The sequence below is a fragment of the Rheinheimera sp. SA_1 genome, from assembly GCF_001669775.1.
Classification (GTDB): Bacteria; Pseudomonadota; Gammaproteobacteria; order Enterobacterales; family Alteromonadaceae; genus Pararheinheimera.
On record NZ_LXWK01000021.1, the window covers coordinates 1 to 22,882 of the forward strand.

At 46.7% G+C, this 22,882-nt stretch carries 19 protein-coding genes; 9 read left to right on the forward strand and 10 right to left on the reverse strand.

The window, feature by feature from the left end; genetic code table 11:
• Positions 1 to 88, forward strand: an 88-nt coding sequence (locus A5320_RS22075; protein ID WP_147291831.1) for an integrase core domain-containing protein, incomplete at its 5' end; no start/stop codon positions are given.
• Positions 89 to 193: 105 nt separating this feature from the next.
• Here A5320_RS22075 and A5320_RS20565 read toward each other — a convergent pair.
• Both A5320_RS20565 and A5320_RS20570 read right to left on the reverse strand, forming a co-directional pair.
• A complete protein-coding gene (locus A5320_RS20565; RefSeq protein ID WP_068069714.1) occupies positions 194 to 5,278 on the reverse strand; it encodes a hypothetical protein in 5,085 nt (1,694 codons plus the stop codon).
• A 15-nt stretch (positions 5,279 to 5,293) separates the two neighbouring features.
• Positions 5,294 to 9,598 (reverse strand): hypothetical protein, encoded by a 4,305-nt coding sequence (locus A5320_RS20570; RefSeq protein WP_157606162.1) that lies wholly within the window; start codon positions 9,596 to 9,598, stop codon positions 5,294 to 5,296.
• Between the two features lie 509 nt (positions 9,599 to 10,107).
• On the opposite strand from A5320_RS20570, the gene A5320_RS20575 reads away from it, so the two are divergent.
• Together A5320_RS20575 and A5320_RS20580 are read left to right on the forward strand one after the other, a co-directional pair.
• On the forward strand, positions 10,108 to 10,593 hold the full coding sequence (locus tag A5320_RS20575; protein WP_082971955.1) for a GNAT family N-acetyltransferase: 486 nt from the start codon (positions 10,108 to 10,110) through the stop codon (positions 10,591 to 10,593).
• 173 nt (positions 10,594 to 10,766) lie between these two features.
• A complete protein-coding gene (locus A5320_RS20580; RefSeq protein ID WP_068069720.1) occupies positions 10,767 to 11,582 on the forward strand; it encodes a THxN family PEP-CTERM protein in 816 nt (271 codons plus the stop codon).
• Positions 11,583 to 11,708: 126 nt separating this feature from the next.
• Here the strand turns inward: A5320_RS20580 and A5320_RS20585 are convergent, their stop codons facing one another.
• Entirely contained in the window at positions 11,709 to 12,614 is a 906-nt protein-coding gene (locus A5320_RS20585) for an AraC family transcriptional regulator (protein WP_068069721.1), read from the reverse strand.
• 226 nt (positions 12,615 to 12,840) lie between these two features.
• On the opposite strand from A5320_RS20585, the gene A5320_RS20590 reads away from it, so the two are divergent.
• A complete protein-coding gene (locus A5320_RS20590) occupies positions 12,841 to 13,218 on the forward strand; it encodes a PadR family transcriptional regulator (RefSeq protein ID WP_068069723.1) in 378 nt (125 codons plus the stop codon).
• Position 13,219: 1 nt separating this feature from the next.
• A complete protein-coding gene (locus A5320_RS20595; protein WP_068069725.1) occupies positions 13,220 to 13,771 on the forward strand; it encodes an HAAS signaling domain-containing protein in 552 nt (183 codons plus the stop codon).
• Here A5320_RS20595 and A5320_RS20600 read toward each other — a convergent pair.
• The 6 genes from A5320_RS20600 to A5320_RS20625 form a co-directional block, all read right to left on the reverse strand.
• Positions 13,766 to 14,536 carry a hypothetical protein gene (locus A5320_RS20600; protein ID WP_157606165.1) on the reverse strand — a complete coding sequence of 257 codons (771 nt, stop codon included), beginning with the start codon at positions 14,534 to 14,536 and terminating at the stop codon, positions 13,766 to 13,768. The genes A5320_RS20595 and A5320_RS20600 overlap by 6 nt on opposite strands.
• A gap of 226 nt (positions 14,537 to 14,762) precedes the next feature.
• Positions 14,763 to 15,209, reverse strand: coding sequence for a hypothetical protein (locus A5320_RS20605; protein ID WP_068069729.1), 447 nt, complete (start codon positions 15,207 to 15,209; stop codon positions 14,763 to 14,765).
• A 19-nt stretch (positions 15,210 to 15,228) separates the two neighbouring features.
• Entirely contained in the window at positions 15,229 to 16,422 is a 1,194-nt protein-coding gene (locus A5320_RS20610; RefSeq protein ID WP_157606168.1) for a hypothetical protein, read from the reverse strand.
• Complete coding sequence (locus A5320_RS20615; protein WP_068069733.1) at positions 16,400 to 17,914, reverse strand: sensor histidine kinase; 1,515 nt, start codon at positions 17,912 to 17,914, stop codon at positions 16,400 to 16,402. The genes A5320_RS20610 and A5320_RS20615 overlap by 23 nt, the downstream gene beginning before the upstream one ends.
• A 157-nt stretch (positions 17,915 to 18,071) precedes the next feature.
• Positions 18,072 to 19,133: an alkene reductase gene (locus A5320_RS20620; RefSeq protein ID WP_231916800.1), complete on the reverse strand. Its 1,062-nt coding sequence runs from the start codon at positions 19,131 to 19,133 to the stop codon at positions 18,072 to 18,074.
• Between the two features lie 33 nt (positions 19,134 to 19,166).
• Entirely contained in the window at positions 19,167 to 19,472 is a 306-nt protein-coding gene (locus A5320_RS20625) for an ArsR/SmtB family transcription factor (RefSeq protein WP_068069735.1), read from the reverse strand.
• 302 nt (positions 19,473 to 19,774) lie between these two features.
• Here A5320_RS20625 and A5320_RS20630 point away from each other — a divergent pair, with 302 nt between their 5' ends.
• Positions 19,775 to 20,332, forward strand: a complete 558-nt coding sequence (locus tag A5320_RS20630) for a lipocalin family protein (RefSeq protein ID WP_068069737.1) — start codon at positions 19,775 to 19,777, stop codon at positions 20,330 to 20,332.
• A gap of 32 nt (positions 20,333 to 20,364) precedes the next feature.
• Here A5320_RS20630 and yjjG read toward each other — a convergent pair whose 3' ends face one another.
• Positions 20,365 to 21,054: a pyrimidine 5'-nucleotidase gene (gene yjjG / locus A5320_RS20635; RefSeq protein ID WP_231916801.1), complete on the reverse strand. Its 690-nt coding sequence runs from the start codon at positions 21,052 to 21,054 to the stop codon at positions 20,365 to 20,367.
• A 137-nt stretch (positions 21,055 to 21,191) separates the two neighbouring features.
• Here yjjG and A5320_RS20640 point away from each other — a divergent pair, with 137 nt between their 5' ends.
• The 3 genes from A5320_RS20640 to A5320_RS20650 are packed head-to-tail and all read left to right on the forward strand — an operon-like array spanning position 21,192 to position 22,671.
• Complete coding sequence (locus tag A5320_RS20640; protein WP_068069739.1) at positions 21,192 to 21,416, forward strand: ribosome alternative rescue factor ArfA; 225 nt, start codon at positions 21,192 to 21,194, stop codon at positions 21,414 to 21,416.
• 58 nt (positions 21,417 to 21,474) lie between these two features.
• Positions 21,475 to 21,825, forward strand: coding sequence for a VOC family protein (locus A5320_RS20645; protein WP_068069740.1), 351 nt, complete (start codon positions 21,475 to 21,477; stop codon positions 21,823 to 21,825).
• A gap of 3 nt (positions 21,826 to 21,828) precedes the next feature.
• Positions 21,829 to 22,671 (forward strand): PhzF family phenazine biosynthesis protein, encoded by an 843-nt coding sequence (locus tag A5320_RS20650; protein WP_068069742.1) that lies wholly within the window; start codon positions 21,829 to 21,831, stop codon positions 22,669 to 22,671.
• Positions 22,672 to 22,882 lie beyond the last annotated feature (211 nt).

Here is a 22,882-nt window from a genome sequence, read left to right on the forward strand (position 1 = left end):
GGACTATGCCACAAAATGGTTATGGTTTTACAATCATGAACGACCGCACAAAGCCAATGGCGGAAAGCCGCCATTGATGGCTGCATAAACTCTACTTTTAACTTCGGTTAAAAATGGGAGGATTACCGAGTCACCTCGGTTCAACCAAATTGGAACCACCTCGAGCTTATGCCACTTAGTTACAAACACATCCTTACTTAAGTAACACCGGTACATCCTCTATACGAAGCAATTCATCATTTGTGCTTGGATCACGCCATTCAAAGTCAATTCTCCATCGGGTTACCAAGCTTAGATCCGGGAACCATTTTATTTTGGCATTTTCAGAGTCCCAATCCTGCTCAGTCAGCTGATACAGTTTCACTGCAAATGACCCATTAAAAACTTGCAGCGAGTGTGATTCTGATGTGTTTGATGGGAATGAACTAGAGCTATCCTCTTTAATGGTGATGTTTAAAATATTCACCTTTCCTGCAAAGAAGTTATTCAAATCATCGATAAATTGTCCCAATACTTCCTGGACGAACACCATAGGCGTCTTTGTTCCATTGTCCAATTCTACCCCCAAGAACGTATCCCTTAAGTGTGCATATCTGGTTATCCGGTCAACAGCATCACCCACTGCCTGACTAATAGTGGCAAATTCAGGCGCAAAGATTTTTTGTTGGAGATCACCTTTACCAGCTTGATTCCTTGATTGGACCAGTGAGACGTACTTTGCCTGCCATATAGGAACTTCGGCCTCTACCCACAACACAGTATCTTGCGCATTGTTTTTAAATAAATAAACGCTTATTGGATACTTAGGTACACCGGTCATGAAATTCGGAAGTTCAACTATCTCAAGTTTGTCTCCCCGAGATTGGATTCCGAAGGTCTTTTGAATCAGATTATTGTCTGGCATCTTTCGTTGAAGCGGTGGTTGGCTGACGATTCCAGTGCAGTATTCAAGATTTTCAGTGTCAAACACGAGATCAACTAGTGATGCCCCTTCCTTCCCTTCGGCCAAGGTTGGCAACGATAAAGGTGTGTCACTCTGTAATCGAGCTACTAGTTCCGCAAATTTTTCTGGAACTTTGTGGATTTTTTGTAGTTCAGCTTCAGGTTTTTGGTCCGATACCAAGACATAAAAAGCATCGTTAATAAATGCATCGTTCTCCCCAAGATTGCTACTTTCCTCATCTCCATTGACTTTAAAAACTGCTGTTACAATGATCTTGTCCAATTTACCAGAAGACAAACCGATACTATGTTTCTGAGGCTCTAAATCAGTCTCACTTTGCTTTACATCATATATTCGCAATCGCGCAGCGAGAGTATCTGTAAGTGACAAGTACTTATCAGACAAATCCTCAGCTATCTGTGTTTGACGAACACTCCCTAGAATGGGATTTTGAACGGGTCGACGAGATGCCAATCTAACGTTTGCTTCATGAAGAGGTAGTGGTTCTCCCATCGGTACATAGTATTTATTATTTTTGGTATGTATCTTGTACTCACTCTTATCTATGCCTACCGGTTGTTGCTCGAATACCCGTTCTACTGTTTCGCCGTGAAACGCTTTGAACGAAAATCCGTTGTCATACAGCGAATCATCAAGTTGTTCTAGAAATGTAAATCGTAACTTGCTTCGCCGAACAAGCTTTTCTGGCAAGAACACAGCTTCTACAAATTGACTTTTCTCATCTATATTGCGATTTAAATACAGGTTATGAAAATCTTGTCTGATAGCCTGACCGTCTACGCTTATGGCTTCAACCAAACCAAGCGCTTTTAACGAGCTAAATAACACAGGCTGTTTAGTCAACATATCAGAAACATTTCGACGCACAGCCTGAAAAAGAGGATTTTCTGGAGTTTGACTTTCTCTCGCAAGCGCCCTTACTGGTGAGACTAAATCTTCCGGAGCAGCATTTGGATCTGGGATTGGCTTAAATTTATTCGCTGCAGCTGCAACTAAATCCAAGTATTTTGTCCCGAGCTTGTCTTCTAGCAATCCGGCCACCCGTTTAGACAATCCCTCAGCGTCTTGTTTAAACCATCCATACTGCTCAAAATCAATGACACTTTGTATGGCTTCATAGAAACGGCGGATAGTGACAGATGTATTCTGCTTAAGATAAGGATCATTCGCGATCGGAATAATTCCGATTGGGCAATAAGCTAGATCTATTTCCCCCTGTTCTGTCCTGATTTCTGATGGAACGATCCAGGCGTTATTGTTCGGCACTGCAAATTGTGGCGTCTGCCCATCTCCAAGCAGAGCAGAATACTGCTGATTACGTTCTTTATCCTGGTCATTTACTCTAGGATGTATATAGCCAATTCGTAGTTTCAGATTGTTGAGAAAATGACCAATCTGATTAACAATAGTCTCACTTGTTAACCTGACGGTTGCAGGCCCATCCAGCGAATATAAGTGTTCGATACTTTCAGGCGGCAATTTAGCTAAACGCTTGTGGATTTCCCATTGATTGACATCATCGGTTGGGATGAAGTGATCAGGTCGTGTTACTTCCAACCGAAAACGTATTGCATTGAACGTACCGGACAAATTAGCTCTAGTCGGAATTGTAAAACCATTATTTGCATTAGGGAGTTCAAGAAAGACTTTCTCAATCATGTTTTTGAGGGCTAAATTGGCACCTACTATTTGCAGATCTTTTCTGACTAATCCTTGCTGGATCGGATTTTTCAGTGTTGCCACATCTGACTGATGGGCATTGAAAGTGTAGCACTCTGCAACCAGCGATACTGATTCAGCATAATACATTTCCGCGAATGCCTGCCATGCTTGAATGTGGGTTAGGGATTTACGTGTATCTGACTCACTTGGACGGGCTATTGTTACATCATTATCCACCCACGCAGGGTCCAACATTTGCTTGTTAAGATGTACAGTAATAGTTTCTATGTCATTGGTTTGTTCCAACGATACTTCCAGCAGACGTATGGGCTCCAGAACGGGCTCCTGTGTTGTATCTATATATGCCACATCTGTCGCCAGCAATATGGGTTCGTCTATAGGATTCGGAACACCATCAACCTTTTGTTCCAATATACAAGAGCCATAGGTGTGCTCGATATTAAAGGAGATCGACCGACCGTCGCCTATGTTTTCATAGACATCCAGGTAAAAATCTCTCACTGAAAATTCGGTTCGTCCGATTTGCTCTATGACATTCCGTTGAATCGAGTAATCAACACTTGACTGCTGTGCCGATGTGGTGTCTTTTAACGCTCCAAAGAAAGCATATGTGAGATTTTTTTTGATGCTGGAAGGGTGTTGGAAAGTCACTTCTTTGATACTGGGAATTGCACTGCCATCATTGCGATGTATAGTTCTCGGCTTACTCTCAATACCGGCTTGGGAAATAGTGTAATCTTTTACATGTTCTAAAATATTGAGCTGGTTGTGGTTAGTTTTGTCCTCAATGACAACCTGGTCAAAATCGTAAGTAGAAGGGTCATCAGTGTCTGTCTCCCGAATGTTGATGAACTGTGCATGGATTAACGCTTCCAACCTTCGGGCGCTTTGTGCAAGCTCATAATCATATTTGTCATTATGAAATACGGAGAATATGAGCTGTCCAAGGTCACAGCCTAGCTGGTCAAATTTTGTGTCGAGGTGTTCGCATAAAAGTGCATCAAAGTCAGGTAAATCAGGGACTGAGCCGTCATGCCAATACTCCCAGCGAGGGCCGAACGGATCTCTCCGGTCAATGTAGTGTTGAAGGCTATTACTTGGATCGACGCCTACTCTTTGTAAAGTAAACGTATGCTTCAGTGGCAGAAGCATCACCGCGTTTTGATAAACAAATTGATTGAAATTGAACGTAACGTTATTGGGAATTCCGAAAGTAGATTTCTCCTTTTCTGTATCAAAAAAAGCCAACAACACTTTCTTCGTATCCCAGGGGAATTCAGCATACAAATAAGAATGCGGAGTAATTTGATAATCGATATTGCGCTCCAGATTACTCGCTTCTTTAACTTTTACCGAAAGAGAGAGAAGAATGGCACTTTCAATCAATCCTTGTTGATTGCGCATCAAGGCTTCAAATTTGGTTCTGTCTGCGCCTGTCGGCTCAATTTCCACGACCATACTGTTAATTGGAAAACGATCAGAGCTATCAGCTAGAACCTCTGGGGTATTGCGATAACGTGATATTTTTACATCTATTGCCAGAGCTGGCGTAACGTTGATTTTCTGTAAATCCGGGTCAATTAACAGCGAATCTGCGACTCCCGATTTCTCCCTAATATCGAGTCTTTCGAGCGCTTTCCATCTCACGCTATGACCAGAACTACCTTCAGTAGATGCTGATATTTCCTTTGAACCAAGTCTCCATACGAACCGGTCTATGGGGGATAGCCTTTCAGCGGAAAAGTGATCTCCTTGCTCTTTTGCATTGATGCGTTTGGCCAGTTTATTCGACCAATCGAGCGATTGGCTGAAATCCCCCATAGAATAAGTATCAGAAATGGTAGAGAAGATTCGACCAATGGTACCCTGGGGATCGGAAATAGGACATTCTTGACCATTAAGGAAAATTTTTAGTGTACGAACACGGGTTAGCTGATCAATATTCCCACCGAGTGAAATCAACTGCCCCAGTAAATAATGGGTGTTTGTCGCTAAAACCTCATCGTCACCCATATCAGCTGGATTTGTTCGAACGGGCACATCAAACGGCTTTCCTAAGTTTTTAAAACAGGAAGCATCATACTTTTGGGTTTGCCCAAGTTCGAACTTCAATGTTAAATGCTCAGCCAATTGATTGGCAGTTAGTGGATCAATACTGTCGGCGCTCGTGGCTATCCCATTTTTTACCGTTAAGCTTTGTAACAACTGCGTGGCGAAAACCCGAGGATATGACTTAGCTTCGCCGATACCTGTCAAACTCTCATTAATGTCGCGTTCCTCAGAGAATCTATTTAATTGCCTGAGCCGCTCTGGTTGAATTAGAAGACAGTGTGCAGTTCTATCAACAGCGCGCTCAATTATTACACTGTCATCATCAGCCATTAGCTGTAATTTGACGGATACATCACTTGGAAGTAGCACAGGTATAGCCGTGTCATTTATAGCGCCAGGTACTGCGATGCGAAATTGAGAATCGCTTGCATCGAAGATATTGGTACCACTTTTCATCCAGTTCGCTACGTCTAGTGGTGAACCGTTAATATAGGGCTGGATACCTATCCAAAGATTCCTTTCGTTCTTTAGCCAATTATGTGGAAAGATATCCAGTGCCAGAATGACTTGAGTCGGCATAGCTATGTCCCTATATTATGATAAGTAAAGAGTGGTTTGGTACGGTAATGAGATGCCGACCGAGATCCCCTTGCAAACTTTCAACCAGCCGCTTCCAATACAAGCTCTGGCACTGACCCTGGCGTATAGAACGAAATCGACTCTGACACCAATGCGGTTCTGAGCCCCATTTATATCAGCAGGGAGATCTGATGAGCCTGGTTGATGGTGCTCTAATGCTCCCCAGAAAAGGGTAAGTCTTGCTTCTGCACCGGCAACTACCTCGACTCGTATTGAAATGATCCACCAATCTAACTCGGCGATACCACGTGCTTGGATCCCGATTGCGCCAGATAAACGTAAACCAACCAAATCTAACCGACTTTTACTGCTGCTTGGAGTGAAGAACAGTAAGCTACCTTCACAGGTATAATAAATCCCGGCATATACAGTTACTCGAAGCGGCCCACTTCTGAAGTCACCACCAATACCCACCATGGCCGCCATGCCGCCTTCGAGAAGAGTAAGCTTGCCTGGTTTTTCGCCGTTTATTTCCTTAATTCGAACGCTAGAACGCTTCGCAATAAAGCTACCGCCTCTTCCCATCAAGCCAGACAGCATTACACCGAAGCCTCTCTCCCACTGTCGCTCACCATTGTTTGCTAGCCATGGATACCCCATATCTAGTAGGAAACCGCCATTCATTTGTACTTCAATGACAATCACACCACCATTGAACGCTATGCCTCCCAAGCTGACGCTAGGCACACGCAGCGATAACCGGAACATATCCTCTTCCGGACGATCCTTGATGATGTAAAGAACCGAGATAGCTAATTCATACCCAAACCACTTCTTAAGGAAAGGTCCCTCAATGGCCAGGCCGTAATACGCACCATCGTGAACCAAGAATTTTCCGATAAGGAATTCATCGAACATCCTAAAGCCTGCAGCAAACACCCATTCCCCTATATGCTCTGCATTGCTGGGTATCAAAGCGTTGGTTTTGTAAGCTTCATGTATTTTATTCTTCAGTGACGTTTCACACGGTTCAACGGAAACGATTGCTTTGAGCAAATCATCATTGTCATTTCCGTTAAGCCGGAGGTTCCGACCTACCAGCAGCCAGTCAATTGTGATTAGAGAAAAGCTTGGCAAATTCTCATTTTCCAACAAACCGATGAAGCCTTTCTGTGAATCTGACCAGTAATGACCAAAAGTGAAATCATCGATCAGGGTCGTATTTAGGATTTTTAACCTCAGTTTTTGGAGATAAAGCCAGAGGGTACTACCACTTTTATTTTCGAGCGACACGACCTCAGCTGAAATTTCCAAAAACCTCATGAGCTTGAGATTTAACTTATTAAACCCAAGCGCCCGAAGATAGAGGCGACATTTTGACCAATCTATTTTGGTAAAATCTAATGAACCGCCGTTCTCTTCAAAAGGTAACGCCAATTCAAAGTCGAAAATCAGTTCTTTGAACGGGTTTTCGGAAAGAAGAGGAAGCTTGCCTAAGTTGAGTTGTAAGCCCAGTCTCATAGCTGGCCGAGTCCAAGGATTTTCAAGTACGGGTAAAAGGTTACCCCAATCAAATGTAGAGTCAGCGGTATCGAAGCCAATACGTTTCAGATCAAGATTGAAAGAACCAAAATCTGCAATTTTCCAACCCTTGGCGAATTCAAATTGAAGACTCGGATAATCCATACTTAGCCAATTACCTTTGAGCTTTAAATTATCCAAAAAACTAAACTTAAGTCCTCCAAAGCGAATCTTATCTCCTTTATCAAAATCCCAATTTCCGGCACCGGACAATTCAAAAGGCTGGAGATCTACATCTCCATCAACATTAAAACGGGTTTGATTTCCATTTCGTGTCACTTCAACTTGTTTGATGTACACCTGTTTGAGTGGTCCCACCCCTGGTCCGTTTTTATCCAACAAGGTGATTGGTTCGTTTGCTTGAGCTAAAAAGCGAATTTCCTCAGTTTCCTGATCAATGCTTCCAATTACGTCGATGCGCGTGAATGTCGTATTTGTTTCTGTTTTTGTTTTCCGCGCACCGGTAAATGAACGGAAGTTTATTAGGGTTTTGGTCATAAAGCGGGTGAGTTTTCGAGCAATCCAAGTTATTTCGACCTGAGCCATTTGCACCAATAATTCTTCGCTTGAATCAATAGAAGGCTCAGCAGACGGCGTTCCGAGTTCAGGATTTTGCCAAGCGACCAGGCCATACGTCGAGAAATGAGATCCTCTGTCAGGAGACACTGCGACAAAGCGCAACTTCAATTGAAAACCGCTCGGAAGCAAGCTTTCTAATAGCTCAAACTTTGAAATATCTAATGCTTGTTGAAATAGAATTAACCCCGTCCACGATGCAGACTGTAATTTGTGAGGCAGTTGCGTTCTTAGTCCTCCATCCGGAGCGCTTATCAAAACAGGAAGCACCTTTTCTTGCTGCAGAATATCCAGTAAAGATGTTTCTTTTCCAAGCTTTACCACACCGACAATGTGTAATTCTGAACCTTGAATCGCTAAACCATCAGTAAGGGTAAGTGATGAAACAGATATATTCTGCGTATCCCCGGAGTGGTCAGGATCCATGGCAAAGCCTTTGCTGAGCACTGCCTTTGTGTTGTCAGTAATTTTTCCATTTTTGTCTGCAATTATCGGTATATATTCTGGCACTTGGCCGTCTTGCCAAGTTTTTGTAATAACATAATTTCCAAAATTATATTTGTTGATGTGGACGCCAAGTCCAGGGGCGGCCATGACACTTGATTCGGGTAGCCCGGAAATGTGAAATTGAGGCGACTGTAAATTTACACCTCTGAACAATTGCTTGAGGCTAGGTTTAGACATCTGATTCGTTTCAGGGTCTACACCGTCTATTAGTAGATTGCTTTCGTGAGTAACAGCAGCATTGTCGCTGAAAAGTTGTCGATAGGTTTGATTGCAAAGTTCATGCAGCGCCGTAACAATATTGCCAGTACTCGACATCATGGCTTCGTCAGGACACAAAGGGAAGCACACTTTGTGCTCATCAGTTGGTGTCCTAAATTGCCAGCAATTTACATCACTGCCGTTTACCGACATTGCGATACCCGGGCGGTTGATAGCAATGGTTTTCAAATTGTCAGTAAAGTAAGGGCTGGTAACTTGTATGTTAATAGCCTGAGCTACATGGTCGTTTTGCGAACTGCTGCCTAGTTGATTACTAAAGCTTATTTCTGCGTTTCCATCAGTAGACAACTTTACTTCTCTTCGTATCCCAAGAATGTAAGCTTCTAGATAGACTTTTTTAGCTGACAATGATTTGCTTTGAGTCCTGAGCAGTAGTCCATGATAGTCATTTTGTTCCGCTACTCGAATGGCCAATTCAACCGGCTTACTGATATGCCAACGATGATAGCCGTCACGATTGTTAGCCACGAGCCCATAAGTATGCAGACTTCTGTCACCGGTTGGAAAAGCTTTGAGCGACTCAATTTTAAGAGGACTATTCAGGTTATTGTTGCGTGCTAGGTGTAGCTCTAATGCAGCACAGTCGAGTCCGACAGCCGCGACCGTATGGTTAACGCCTTTCTGGTCACTCTTTAAAAAGGGGTGAAGGTAAAGTGGGTTTGGGTACCTCTTGTCTTGAACAAACCTGAGGTTCACCCCACTCAGAATATGCTCAACATCCAAATCCTGCTGATGGATATGCCAAAGCTTCAATAAGCTATTTTGAATACCTAACTTGGTAGCTAATGAAAAAGGTATATGCCTAAACTGAATGATTAACCGAGTGTTGGACTCATTAAAAAGTCTGAATTTTCCATGACTATTTATTTGAATTGCCACTGGTAATTGGGGATGCTCTAACAATGCCTCATTGGCATTTGTGCTGACCCAAAAGTCCCGTAAGCCATTTTCACTGTCTTCAATTGAAACTTTTCCGCCGGACGCACCGAATTTGAATGGCCCAATGTCAACATCTAAACCAGTGGGATCATTATTCGTCGACGTAAGTCCTAGCTCGAATTTTACACTTGTATTGTTCAGAATGTCCTGTGGTGTACCGACACTCCGTTTTAATTGATTAGAAAATTGTCCGCCGAACTTAACCGGAAATGGGCAAGCAAACCATATTTTAACGCCATAGTTTGTCTCGATATAAAGTCGCTTTATGTCGACGTTATCTGACGGGCCGTTGCTGGGCGAAATGTCAGGCGCAATACTTTTGACAAATGAAGGGATGGGGGGGATCAGCCTGTAATTGTTGCTGACAAGCTGGAAATTTAAACCAAAAAAACTAATGTAATTAAAGGCCATAGCACCACCTGTATGTGACGAATCCATTCGAAACACCAGTTAATGTACTATTAACAATTCGACATATAGCGGAATCAATATTCTAGTTGACTTAGCAGCCTTAAAAAGTAGCAAAGTCATCCAAATAATCAAATTTTTTGTTCAGTTATTGCATCGGTCAGTGTTTGCCAGCTCCAGAGTGTGATGTGTCCGCTTTTGGTAAAAGCAGCTGCTCGATGGCGCTGATCCTGTGCTCAATTAGGGAACTGATTTCTGGATATCACTGTTTTTGATAGAGAAAACGAGCATGCAGTTCACTAGACGCAGATTTCCTAGAGGCATGAACTTAGAGGGCATGTAAGAGTTTTAGGTTAGGATTACTTTGTCACTTTATAGATGGTGGACTATTGAGCCTTGAGAATACATTTCAAACTATTTTGTCACCCTACAAAATTGTGGCAAAGCCGGCTTTTCATAGGTGATTTTTATGTAGATTTGAATACTGTTGCTGTATGTTATTCAATCTAGTGCAAAATACGTTCTTAGATCTATCCACAATGCAACTCACAAATTTAAAAAATCATCCCCAAGCCATCCCGCAAATCGCCCAATGGCATTTCGACGAATGGCATGCGCTGTTTCCCGAGAGAACGCAGGCGGATTTTGCTGCTGAGCTGGCAGAGTCATTGGATGGTGACCATATCCCGCAAACCTGGTTGCTGCTTGATGAGCACAATAATATTTGCGGCACGGGCTCGCTGTTGCTGCGGGATATGAATACCAATCACCAGCTCAGTCCTTGGCTTGCCAACATTTTCCTGCGTCCAGAAAATCGCGGCCAAGGGTTAGGGCGCGCTTTGGTGCTGCAACTGATGCAGCAAGCCAGAGAGCGTGGTGTGCCGGTGTTGTATCTGTTTACCGAAGATCAGCAGTTGTTTTATGAAAAACTCGGCTGGCAGCTGCATCATCGAGAGTTATACGAAGGCGAGTGGGTCAGCGTGATGCAGTGCAGTCTATCGCCTGGAACCAGCGACTGTTTATGAGGATGTATTCGAAAATATGGGTACTGCAGTGTCTATTTCCTATACAGCATAAATATTCACTTTCCATAATTAAGGAACAAATTCAAGTAGTTGATTCGCTGGCATACAACTTGCCATAGCAGGTCGGACTGAAGTTTTTAGTCTGAATAATTCAACTAAACATGGAGTGTGAAATGCGTAAACTTATAATTGCCTCGGTACTTGCTGCTGCTTTGTCGCCTCTGAGCGCTACCGCTGGCCTCGTCACCACCTGGGAATATTTCGCCAGTTCAGATTGGGAAAGTCCGGTGGTATTTAGTGGCGGTAATGGTACAACCGTCGTCGAAGACAAAGTCATCAGCTGGGGTGCTACTGGTGGTAACTACGAAGGTGGCGGCTCGCTGAATCGTAGTGCCTTAGTCCTTGATGAGATGGCCAACACCGCTTTTGCCACCACCGGCGATACTGCTGCTGCATTAACCAACAGTATTACCCACCATAATAACGTGTTAACCGCTGGTTTTCAGACCCTGCAAAGTGCCACTCTGCGCACATCGTTAACCTTAAAACCATTTGCACCAGAAATGGGGCCGACCTTTCCGGCAAAAGTATTAAACTTTGATATCCGCTTCAAAGAAACGCCAAACAACGGCTCAAACACCAGCTGTGGTTTTACCAGCGTCAGTTCATGTGATGACATTTTTGTTATCATCAACCAGGAAGATTTACAAACCTCGTTTGTTTACGATGGTTTTAAATACACCATCAATCTGATCGAAACCACTCAGTCGCTGAACTTATTAAGTGCAGCTGCCTGTGCGATCGCTGGTGCACAAGCTGGTTGTCTTGGTTTTCAGACCATTGAAGGCCAGGAAAACAAAGCGCAGTTTGGCTTTTTAATTAACGCTGAACAGTTGGATGTTTCTGCACCAGGTACCCTTGGTGTGTTTGCTTTAGGCTTGCTTGGTTTGGGTTTAACTGCCCGTCGCCGTCAGCCTCAACTGAGCTGAAGGTTGATCACCAGAACCTGCAAGTTCTGCATCAATTTCGCCCGGTTAAGCAGCCTGCAACTGATAACAAACCCCGCAGTTTTCGCGGGGTTTTTTCTTGCAAGCAGGATGACGCGTCAAGCGTTTTTACCGCTTTAAGTAACAACGCATTTGCGTCAACAGCTCTGCTGGCGGCGTGTCTTTGACATCATTCAGATATTCTTCGAAGGGCGGAAAATCCGCTAACTCTTCACCACTATGCGGCAACCACTGGCCAAACAGCCAATTGTAGGGTTGCTCCAACTGGGCGTAATCACCCTGAAACAGCAAACTGACGGTGGTACCTTGCGGTAGTGTCAGATATTGCAGTTGGCCGGCACCTGGTTGCGACGGATTGAGTTTTGTATCCGCAGGCACACTGACACAGGCCAGTGCCCGCTGGTCTTTGGCGGGTACTGTTAACGGGTCATCGTAATACAGACCGAAAAAACGACTGTGTTGTCCGAGTAAACCCGCAGCGCCGGCCAGCATGGCCAGTTTGTCGAAGGTCTGGCCGATGCCAAGATAGTCGCCCTGATGCGGCAGTCCAATCAGCGATATAGTGTCAAATGGTTGAATTTCAATCGGATACGCCTGCAGATCAGGCTGAGCACTGGGTTGTAACATCATGTTTTTAAACTCCTCAACGCTGGCGTCAGCTGTCAGCTGATGACGGTGCTGTTGCTTGTACAGCTGCGGACTGACGCCATATTGTTTACGAAAAGCCCGGCTCAGCGCTTCAGCGCTGCTATACCGCAACTGGCGTGCTATCTGCAGCAGTGACAACTCACTGCGTAACAGCTGGCCTGCTGCCGATTGCAGCCGTAGCCGCCGGACTGTCATGTTGACCGGTTCCTCTGCCAACAAGCGGTAGGTACGATGAAAGTGCCACGGCGACATCCAGGCTTGCTCTGCCAGCTGCTCCAACGTTAAGTCTTCGCTAAGGTGCTGATAAATATAATCAATCACTCGCTGAAAGCGTTGCTGATACTGCATCGACGTTTGTACTTTCATCGGGTTCCTTACTCCTTGGGTGCCACATGTTGGCTTCGACCGGTTGCTGCACTCTAGCGCAGCGTCACCTGACATTGTTTGCGGTTTTTTTATGCGAATTTGTACCTAATGTGCCGGAATGGACTTGCGCTTGCAAAGTTTAATGGGTATGGTTAACACCATACTATGTATTGCAAAGTATTCTGGATTTCGAAATGACTCCCTTAATTCAACCGATGGGTTGCCAATGACTACCGATGACAAAACACAGGAAAAATGGGAAGTGCAACTTCGCAAAGGCTCGCTGGAACTGGTGATCCTGGCGGCGTTGCAACACCGCACTTTATACGGGCTGGAATTGCTGAAGGTATTGCAGAGTTTTAAGTCCACCGCGATCACCGAAGGCACTTTGTATCCATTGCTTGACCGGTTAAAGCGCGAGGAATTGCTCGAGGCACAGTGGGTGCAGGAAGGTGATATCAGACCACGTAAATACTACAGCCTCACAGCTACTGGCCTGAGCAAGCTTGGCGATTTAACCGGTTTGTGGCGCCAATCGGTGCAGGATATCGAATATTTACTGGCTCATCCGGGGCCGGATCCAATCAAAGTCACAGGAGTCTGAGATGGAACAACAAATTATTCATCAGTATCTCAATACCTTACAAAGTTATCTGGCAAGGTTAAGCCCAGCAGAAGCCAAAGAAGTGATTCGGGAAATCGAAAGCCATATTTTTGATTTAATCGAGCAACGCGAAGCCGCCGGACAACCCGCTGATGCAGCGAGCATTTTGCAAGGCTTTGGTGAACCGCGCCAATTAGCCGCGCAGTATGTTGCACATATAGCTGACGGTGCGCCACCGCCACTGGGCTTTCGAGCCATTCAGCGGGTGAAGTATGGCGTGACCGCCAGTTTGTACTACGGCATGGCGGTGTTTGGTTTTATGATCTCGTTTTGCTTATTGTTTCTGGCGGGCGCTAAGCTCATCACGCCGGACGCAGTGGGTGTGTGGGCAATGTCAGAGGGCAACAGTCTGACGATTGGCTTTATGTCCGAGCCTTTCCCACCAGAGCAGGAATTGCTGGGTATCGCATTGGTGCCGGTGGCGACAGTGTTGGGTTTGCTACTGATGTGGCTGACGCGCCGTATTCTGGCGGTGCTGAAAAATCATTTATAGATCGGTCAGCTGAGGGCTAAATATCTGCTGCAAGTCGTTGCTAATCAGGGCAAAGTCTTCAGCATCAAAATAGTCCTGATGCAGTTTGAACACCGTGTTGCGGTACTGTGGTAACTGCATTTTCTGATTAACAATATCAATCAGCAACTGACCTGCCGGGCTTTTGTGGCAGACCAGAAAACCTTTGATCACCGGCTGAGATTGCAGCCGGTGCCGGATAAACTCGCCAGCTTGTGCTACTTGTTGTTCATGGCTACGTACGGTGGCGGCGAATTCAACAATGGCGTCAAGTCGCTGTTTACTTAGCATTTGTAGTAAAGTTTCGGCAGCAAATTCGCCACCTCGCTGGTAGAAATTCTTCGGAAACTGCTTCACCAATGCATCAAGATTTTCACCATAACTACGCCCTTGCACCAGACCGATTTTAAGTTTTGGCTGTTGTTGCAGCAGCCTTTGAAAATCGATGGATTCGCTGCCGAATTGACGGTCACTGACCAGCAGCAGCGGTGGGTATACCGAGGTCGGGCTGGCTGAAAAGTGCAGAAATTCTGCCCGTTCCGGCGTCCAGATCTTACTCATTGCGCAATAATTAGGATGCTGGCGCAGCAGCAACCAACTGCGGGCATCTCCCAGCCGCATTGGCTCTATCTGCAGTTCCGGTGCTGCCACTTGTTGCAACAGACTCAGAATTTGAATATCAACATCACCACGTCCATCGCGACTATCGCTGTTATTGTTCAGCAATAACCACATCTGGTTGGTCATGGAGTGTCCTGTGGCGCCAATCCCTAGCAAAAACAACAGTCCAAAACGGATCAGGAGCTGCATAGTGACCTCACTGGCGCCGCACAAAGCGGCTAAATGCCTGCTTTCCTACAGTACTGCAATTTTCGGTCGATGCTTTACTTTAGCAAACTCTACTGCGTTTGCCTGAAGTCTGAAGTTTTAGTAGTGAGTGCGAACTTTGCTGGATCTGCTGCTCTAGGGTGTTCTAGTAAGTTACCGGCGCATCCCGCCATTGACCATCGCGCAAAAAGCCCAGCTGGCGGACGCCGGACAACGCGGTATCTGCCGGCAGATAAGCAATGGCCGCCGGATTTTGCTGTACCTGCTGTAAAATGCTGTCGGCGTTGGCAAATTGCAGGTTACTGGCGTTACCGGTAAACACCAGCCGCGACCAGTACGATTGATATTGATGGGCGGTAAGATTTAGAAGTTCCAGGCAAAATTGCTGATGTTCGGCTGACGATCGCGGTAAATGTAGCAGTGTCGCGGCTTTACCATCAGCGAATGCCGCGGTTTTTTTCAGATACAGCTGCATCAGCAGTTGCTGTGTAATCTCACTTCGGTTGTCTTTGTGTACCACCACCACAAAGTCGGCAGCATGCAGCGGCTTGGCCAGCATAAATGACCAGCAGCCGCTGAACAAAACCAGCATTAAAAGGCGGCGGACGCGGTCAGAACACAAAATCCACCCCCAGTGAAAAACCGTTAAACCGTCCCACGCGATCAAGCTGGTGCTTGCCACTGAAAATGTCAGCTTTTAACGCGACCCCCGGCTGTAAATCGTATCGCCACGACAATACCTGCATCCGGTACGTATTGTTATTGACGTTTTTTGAAAAATTGAGGCCGATTTGGCGTAGTTTTGGCGCTGTTACTTGTTGTAACCATTGCACATTTTCCGGATTTTCAGCTAGTTTCTCCTGATGCAAAGTCACGATAAACCGGTCAAACCGATAGGATAAGGCGAGATACTCAGCGGTATTCAACACATCTGCGCTCTCGGTGATGCCATAGCGGGAGCGTTCTGCCTCCAGTTTCCAAGCCTGATACTGCCAGCGTAATCCCCAAAAGGCATATTCGGCGTCTTTATTAAAATTTAGCGCCGCCATAAATTGCTGCTGCGCCTCCGGACTTGCCCCAGATGCTTGCAAAGCTGGTCGCAACGGTTCCAGCAACTGTACGTTTAACTGATCGCCCTCGGTGTCAGCCCGTACACCCCCGGCAAACAATTGTAATTGCTGATAGGCCAGTTCAAGGCGCAGGTTCTTCATTTGATGCAGCTTGATCGGGATCCCGCCAGAGCCCTGGTTTTTAAATACATTTCCACTAAATTCAGTTAGTTGCATTACATACTTAAGACTGAAATCCTGGATAATTTGCTGGCCTTCAAAAGCCAGACCGTCGGCGACTTCAAAGTCAAAACGGTAATACATCGCCTTAGGTAAGCGCGAATAATCATGGCTGTAACCTACATATTGAATATCTGACTGGGCAAACAATGGCACGGCCAGCCGGCCGAATTTGATCTGATGATTGGGATCAAGCTGATAACGGACAAACGCCAGACTAACGTCCGGATCATAGTCTTCCACCGCTTTGCTGAGCAGTTGCAGGGTGTAACTCAGATCGGTATCGAGTTCTGCCTGCAGTTGTAAGCCAAACAAGGTGTCGTCGGCAAAGCTGAGGCCATCTTCGTTGTAAAACTCCACCAACTGCGGATTGTCTTTGGAGGGTAGTAATTCTCCCAGCCGCACTGAGCCAAAACCATTGACCGACACCGGTTGCTGCGCTTGTGCCGGTAGCCACATACAACAGCCCACGAACAATACACAGAGCTGATGGTTAAGCCGGGATTTGGATTTCAAAGCGGGTTCCCTCCGGTGGCTGACTATGCACACTGATGTGGCCGTGTAAATTCGAACGCACGATACGGTGCACAATCGCCAGTCCTAAGCCACTGGTGCCCGCGCCTAATTGCGTGGTGTAAAAAGGGTCAAACACATGTTTTTGTTGTTCAGGGTCAATGCCATGACCACCGTCGCTACAGGCCAGGATTAACCATTGATCCTGCCGGTATAATTCAACCCGGCAAAAGCCACTTTTGCCATGCGGATAGGCATGTTGAATCACATTCGACACCATCGCTGACATCAACTGATGAAACAAGCCCGGCATACTCACCAGACTAATGTTTGGTAGAATTTGCGCTTGTAATTCAATACCGGCTTTGGTCAGTTGCGGCTGCAGACTTTGCAATACTTCAGTTAAATATGCAGACAAATCAAAGCTCCGTTCGGCTTCGGTACTTTGCTCTTTGGCTAATAACTTGAAATTGGAAACCAATTGCGAAGCACGGTCGGCGTTGTGTGTAATTAATTCAGCCGCTTCCAGCAGTGAGCTGACATTGTCCTGCAACACCTGCTTCGTCAGTTTGCCAACGGTCATATCCTGATGAATGCGCCGCAGTTGTTCATGCATGCAAGTGATGCTGGTGACGATAATTCCGAGCGGTGTATTTACCTCATGCGCCACACCTGAAACCAACGCGCCTAACGAGGCTTGTTTTTCTGACTGCAACAAAGCTTCTTGAGTCTGTTTCAGGTCCAGCAGTGCTTGTTCGGTTTTTTCCTTGGCGGCAATCAGCGCAGTTCTGGACTGCAGAATTTGCTGCATATCGCCAGATAACCGATCCGATAACGCCACCATACCTGCAGCAACTTCTTCAAATTCATCGTGCAAACCAAGCAACGGGTTTTGTACCGTTTCGGATTTATTTTGAATAGCTTCCATCAGCGCATGATGCAATTTGCATAACGGCCGCAGTACCAAAAGGTGCAAAGTGAAGGTCAGGCCGATGCCCAGTAACACCAGCATAATTAAAAGTTCTGTGAACTGGCGTTGCAGGTTTTGCCGCAGTTCCTGGTGGATGTACGCAAGGTCGTCGATGATTTGCAACTGACCGATTTGCTCGTTGTTGCCGGCAATGGTCAGAAACAATGGCTGGCTGCTGCGTGAGGTGACCGGTGCCGGGTTGCCGGCGGTGCGGGGTAAGATCAGTTGATTCTGTTGCATATCGCGAACGATAATGGCTTGGATGGCCGGGTCATTCAAATAAGGTTTGAGCAGTACTTCCAGCGTTCCTGGGTTAAAGTTCCAGACATCAATGGCGATGGTTTGGCCGATGGTGATTTGTAATTGCTGCAGACGTTGTTGATGGGCTTGTTGCAGCTTTTGCGAGTTAGTTACCCAATAAAAGCCCGACATCAGCAGCTGACAACTAACCAGGATCACCGTAATCACCACCAGCAATTTGCCGGTCAGTTTTAGTCTGAAACCAGGGGTTGATAGTGCTGCCATGCGGTAACGGCTCCTTGAACACAGATAACTTTATGTTGCTGTTCAAAAGGATAGCAGGGAATTTTTTAATGGTCGTCTGACGAGTAAATGTTTCTAATTTAGCATTGGGCAAAAAGCAGAACGGCACCACTGTTGTCAGTGGTGCCAGCAACCTGAATTATGCGAGTGCCGGATAGTCGGTATAACCTTCGGCGCCTGCGGCGTAAAACAGCTCTTTGCGCGGCGCATTTAATGCTGCGTCTAGTTCCAACCGGCGTGGTAAATCCGGATTCGCGATAAAGGGCACACCAAACGCGACTGCATCAGCTTTGCCTTCGGCCAGCCATTGGTTGGCCTGCGCTTTGCTGAACTGCTCGTTGGCAATGACGACGCCACCAAATTGTTGTTTCAGCATCGGCGTTAAGCTGTTATCCGCCGCATGTTCGCGGGTTGAAATAAAGGCAATCTTACGCGCACCAAGCTCACGGGCAACATATCCAAAAGTCTCAGCAGGATTGCTGTCGCCCATATCATGCGCGTCCATTCTTGGCGCCAAATGCACCGCCACCCGATCTTTGCCCCAAACTTCAATACAGGCGTCTGTTACTTCCAGCATTAAGCGAGCGCGATTTTCCAGTGAACCACCATAGTTGTCGGTGCGTTGATTGGTGCTGTCTTGCAGGAACTGGTCAAGCAAATATCCGTTAGCACCGTGCACGTGCACACCGTCAAAACCGGCAGCTTTGGCATTGATAGCACCTTGACGGTAGGCGTCAACCACCTGCTGAATTTCGGCAAGGGTCAAAGCCCGTGGTGTTTCAAAATCTTTCATTGGCCGCATTAAACTGACATGGCCTGCAGGTTTCACCGCACTTGGTGCCACCGGCTGTGCGCCATCTAAATAAAACGGGTCAGACACCCGGCCGACATGCCACAGTTGCAGGAAAATCAATCCACCTTGCTGATGCACCGCTTCGGTCACGCCTTTCCAGCCAGCGACTTGTTCGTCCGACCAAATACCTGGTGTATCCGGGTAACCAACACCCATCGGCGTCACTGAGGTGGCTTCAGTTAGGATCAGCCCGGCAGTGGCGCGCTGGCGATAATAGTCAGCCATCAGTGCATTCGGCACCCGGCCAGCACTGGCGCGACAACGGGTTAACGGCGCCATGATAATGCGGTTTTTTGCGGTTAAATCGCCCAGTTGAATGGGATCAAACAAATTGACTGTATTCATCATTTCAGTGCTCAACATTAGGTGGTTTAAACCCGGCTAAAGTTGCTGCTGCATTTGCTCTAAAAACGCTTGCACCGCAGCTTCATTGCGGGAGAAAAAATTCCATTGCCCGACTTTTTTGCTGCTGATAAAACCAGCGCGTTGCAAAATCGCCAGATGGTTCGAAACGGTGGACTGTGACAGCCCGGTTTTTTGATCAATTTTGCCGGCACAGACGCCAAACGACAGCGGGTGTTCCTGATCGGCAAAATACAGGTCCGGCTGTTTCAGCCAGTTCAGGATGTCGCGCCTTATTGGGTGCGACAGCGCTTTAATCATTTCGTCCAGTTCGTTATTACTCATCGGTTATCTACTCAGTTTGGGCCCAAACTCAATATATCCTTACATCGCGATTAATCGAAATATATATCGTTAATTAACGATATTCAAGGGCTATTTTAGTTAAATTCCTAAATTGCTGTTTTTACGAGCAATAAAGTTAAAGGACACTTTGCTCTACCGTTGGTGATGCCGCAACAAAACACAGGTTTAATCATTCATGCAGCGCATACTGTTCCACACCTACGGCATTGTACTTTTATCCAGAATGATACAAAAGTCTGCCGCCACCGTATGTGCACTAACCAACCTCAGCGGAGTTTCGAATGAAAAAATGGCTATTGGCAGTTATCTGCAGTGGTGTACTTGCCGCTTGTACTGGCGTGCCTGAAGGCGTGACCGTTGTTAAGCCCTTTGATTTACCTTCTTATCTGGGCACCTGGCATGAAGTGGCCAGATTGGATCACCGTTTTGAACGCGGTTTAACCCAGGTCAGCGCCGAATACAGTCTGAATGCGGACGGTACGGTCAAGGTGCTCAATCGTGGTTACTCGGAAGCAGAAAGCGAGTGGCAAGAAGCAGAAGGGGTGGCGAAATTTGTCGATACGCCGGATCAAGGACGACTAAAAGTGTCGTTTTTCGGACCTTTTTACGGTGCCTACAACATTGTTAAATTAACGCCGGACTACAGCATGGCGTTGGTGGTGGGGCCGGATTTAAGTTATGGCTGGTTATTAGCCCGAAGTAAAACGCCTAACGCTGTGCAATGTCAGCAGTTTTATCAGGCGGCTGAAGAGCTAGGCATTGCCAGTAAAGATTGGATCCAGTTGATTTCTTGTCAAGACGAGGCTTCGTCGGGTGGCAAGTCAACGACAACTTCTTAGGCCATATCTCGCGCTGATGGGCAAAATAAATCTCAGCGCACTGAAACTCCGTGTAATAGCGCGGGTAATTCAAACAACGAGGCTATTTGATAGGTCGGTGAAATGCCGGCGGGTAGTGGCTGTGCTGTGGTATTCAGCCAGCAGCTGTGGATTCCGGCGTTTTGGGCACCAAGGACATCTGAATGCGGATTATCGCCGACCATCAGGATCCGGGATTTATCCGGTTCACCAAGATGGCGAAAGGCATGCAGGAAGATTTTCGGATCCGGTTTGGCGACGCCGACTTGTTCGGAAATCACCATCGGATCAAATAAATCAGCGACCCCACAATGTTCCAGTCTGGCTTGTTGCATCGCAGTAAAACCATTGGTGATAATACCAAGCCGGGCTTTGCCTTTGAGAAAATCCAATAATTCGCGGGCGCCCGGTAGCAAAGTGCAGATCGTCGCCATGGTCTGGAGGAAGTCATTGTTCAGCTGTAAAGCGCTAATGTTAAGTGTCGCAGCATAAGGCTCAAACCGGCGCTGTTGCAAATCGGTGGCGCTGATCTGTCCATCCTGATATTGCTGCCACAGCGGCATATTGACTCGTTGATAACGCTGAAATTCATCCTGATCAAAGGGCAGCTGATAACGGCCGAACATCTGTTGTAAGCCACTAAAAGCGTCAAAATGAAATAAGGTGTCATCGGCATCAAACAAAATGTGGTCGTACTTCAGCATGGGTTCTCCGGTGTCTACAAAAGCTGATCCGAAAGCAAACAGGATCATCACGGCATTATGTCAGAAAGGTCTTGCCGATGGTCTTGAGATGGGGTCAGAAGTTGCTACAATGCGCTGAGTTTTTAATGGAGGAAACGATGAAGAAAAGTATACCTAAAGCGCAACAGGGTACTGTTGAGCATGGGCGTGGCACCATTTGCCACAATGCATTAGAAGCCTTAGTCACCAGTGTGCTGTTTCGAAGCAAGGTGGAAAAACCGAAAAAAGGCAAAGGCGCTTATAGCCGTAAACAAAACCGTCAGGGGCACTTACAGGGTGCCCCTGATGCATTTTGGGCCTTTGGAATTTTTAACGCAGTCTGAAATTCCCGATTTTATGGTAGTGTGAATCAACCACCATTCGATAGAAGGTTTGAATCGCATGTCTTTACCTGACCAAATAAATTACCTCGAACTGCCAAGCCTGGATCCACAAGCCAGTAAAGACTTTTTCAACGCCCTGTTTGGCTGGCGGTTTGAAGATTATGGCCCGGACTATATCGCGTTTTTTGGTGCCGGTATCGATGGTGGTTTTTACCGCTCGAACATCGTGGCCACGCCAGCACAAGGCGGCAGTCTGGTGGTGTTAAAAAGTGCCAATCTGGCACAAAGTCTGGCTGAAGTGACGGCGATAGGGGCGACCATCGTCAAACCCATTTTCAGTTTTCCTGGAGGCCATCGTTTTGAATTTCTGGAGCCAGGCGGCAATCAACTGGCGATTTGGGCAGAGTAACCCATGGCAGTTTCTTCAGGCCAAAGGTCGAAGGTACAGTTGCAACTGGTGCGGGCTTTTACCGATCAGCCGCAAGGTGGCAATCCGGCGGGGGTGATTTGCTTTGCACAGTTCCCATCGCCAGCACAATTGCAACAGCTTGCGCTGCAAAGCGCACAGCCGGTGACGGCCATGCTGGCGCCAGCAGATGGCGGTTATCAAATCCGCTGGTTTACCCCACAGCAGGAAATTAATCTTTGTGGTCATGGCACTTTGGCCGCCGCCGCGGTGCTGTTTGCGCGTTTTCCTGAAATGTCACAAGTAGAGTTTTTCAGTCAGCATGGTGACATCTCAGTACGCAAGGATGCTGCAGGCTATAGCCTGTGTTTACCGTTGTTTGTGTTGTCAGCCGTTGTTGTGGATGAATTGCCGGTTGCAATCACCCAAGGTCAGACGGTAGCGGCGGCCAGCGGTCGTGATCTCATTCTGCAGTTAGCGTCAAAACAGCAGGTGTTTGATTATCAACCTGATTTTTCTGCAATCCGCCAGTTACCCTGGCATGCGCTGCTGGTGACTGCGTTTGACGACACGGCCACCAATCCTTGTTATGTGCTGCGTTATTTTGCACCATCCATTGGTATCGACGAAGATCCAGCGACTGGTTCAGCGCATTGTTCATTGTTGCCATATTGGCAGGCAAAATATCCAAAGTTGCCGGGGCAGTGGCAGGCGCAACAATGTTCAGCCGAGGGCGGCGAATTTAAGGTGCGCCGGATGGGTGATCAACTGGAGCTGACCAGTCAGGCGGTGCTTGTTTCTGCAACGTGGCTGGTTGCAGCGTCGCTGGAAATCCCTAGAGCGTGTTGACCATTGGTGGATAGTTTTGCAGCAGTTTGGCTGGATTTTATGCAAGGCATCGCCCGCGATGTGTAGTTGTTCTACATGAGCGGGCGATAACGCCGCAGAAAGGTCAGCCAAGCGCTGCCCGAAGGGTTCAACCGGGAGCCGCGTACATCGCGGTGCCTGTGGTGGACAGGCGGCTCTCGGTTGAACAAAATTCATACACCAAAGGTCAACA

Bases quoted from the DNA above. Each gene is read 5' to 3' on its own strand.
- A5320_RS20615 (WP_068069733.1), bottom strand. From the start codon at position 17,914: ATGGCAGCACTATCAACCCCTGGTTTCAGACTAAAACTGACCGGCAAA.
- A5320_RS20620 (WP_231916800.1), bottom strand. From the start codon at position 19,133: ATGATGAATACAGTCAATTTGTTTGATCCCATTCAACTGGGCGATTTA.
- A5320_RS20595 (WP_068069725.1), top strand. From the start codon at position 13,220: ATGGAACAACAAATTATTCATCAGTATCTCAATACCTTACAAAGTTAT.
- A5320_RS20565 (WP_068069714.1), bottom strand. From the start codon at position 5,278: ATGCCGACTCAAGTCATTCTGGCACTGGATATCTTTCCACATAATTGG.
- A5320_RS20605 (WP_068069729.1), bottom strand. From the start codon at position 15,209: ATGCTGGTTTTGTTCAGCGGCTGCTGGTCATTTATGCTGGCCAAGCCG.
- A5320_RS20645 (WP_068069740.1), top strand. From the start codon at position 21,475: ATGTCTTTACCTGACCAAATAAATTACCTCGAACTGCCAAGCCTGGAT.
- A5320_RS20590 (WP_068069723.1), top strand. From the start codon at position 12,841: ATGACTACCGATGACAAAACACAGGAAAAATGGGAAGTGCAACTTCGC.
- A5320_RS20640 (WP_068069739.1), top strand. From the start codon at position 21,192: ATGAAGAAAAGTATACCTAAAGCGCAACAGGGTACTGTTGAGCATGGG.
- A5320_RS20580 (WP_068069720.1), top strand. From the start codon at position 10,767: ATGCGTAAACTTATAATTGCCTCGGTACTTGCTGCTGCTTTGTCGCCT.
- A5320_RS20570 (WP_157606162.1), bottom strand. From the start codon at position 9,598: ATGGATTCGTCACATACAGGTGGTGCTATGGCCTTTAATTACATTAGT.
- A5320_RS20650 (WP_068069742.1), top strand. From the start codon at position 21,829: ATGGCAGTTTCTTCAGGCCAAAGGTCGAAGGTACAGTTGCAACTGGTG.
- A5320_RS20630 (WP_068069737.1), top strand. From the start codon at position 19,775: ATGAAAAAATGGCTATTGGCAGTTATCTGCAGTGGTGTACTTGCCGCT.
- A5320_RS20600 (WP_157606165.1), bottom strand. From the start codon at position 14,536: ATGACCAACCAGATGTGGTTATTGCTGAACAATAACAGCGATAGTCGC.
- yjjG (WP_231916801.1), bottom strand. From the start codon at position 21,054: ATGCTGAAGTACGACCACATTTTGTTTGATGCCGATGACACCTTATTT.
- A5320_RS20585 (WP_068069721.1), bottom strand. From the start codon at position 12,614: ATGAAAGTACAAACGTCGATGCAGTATCAGCAACGCTTTCAGCGAGTG.
- A5320_RS20625 (WP_068069735.1), bottom strand. From the start codon at position 19,472: ATGAGTAATAACGAACTGGACGAAATGATTAAAGCGCTGTCGCACCCA.
- A5320_RS20575 (WP_082971955.1), top strand. From the start codon at position 10,108: ATGCAACTCACAAATTTAAAAAATCATCCCCAAGCCATCCCGCAAATC.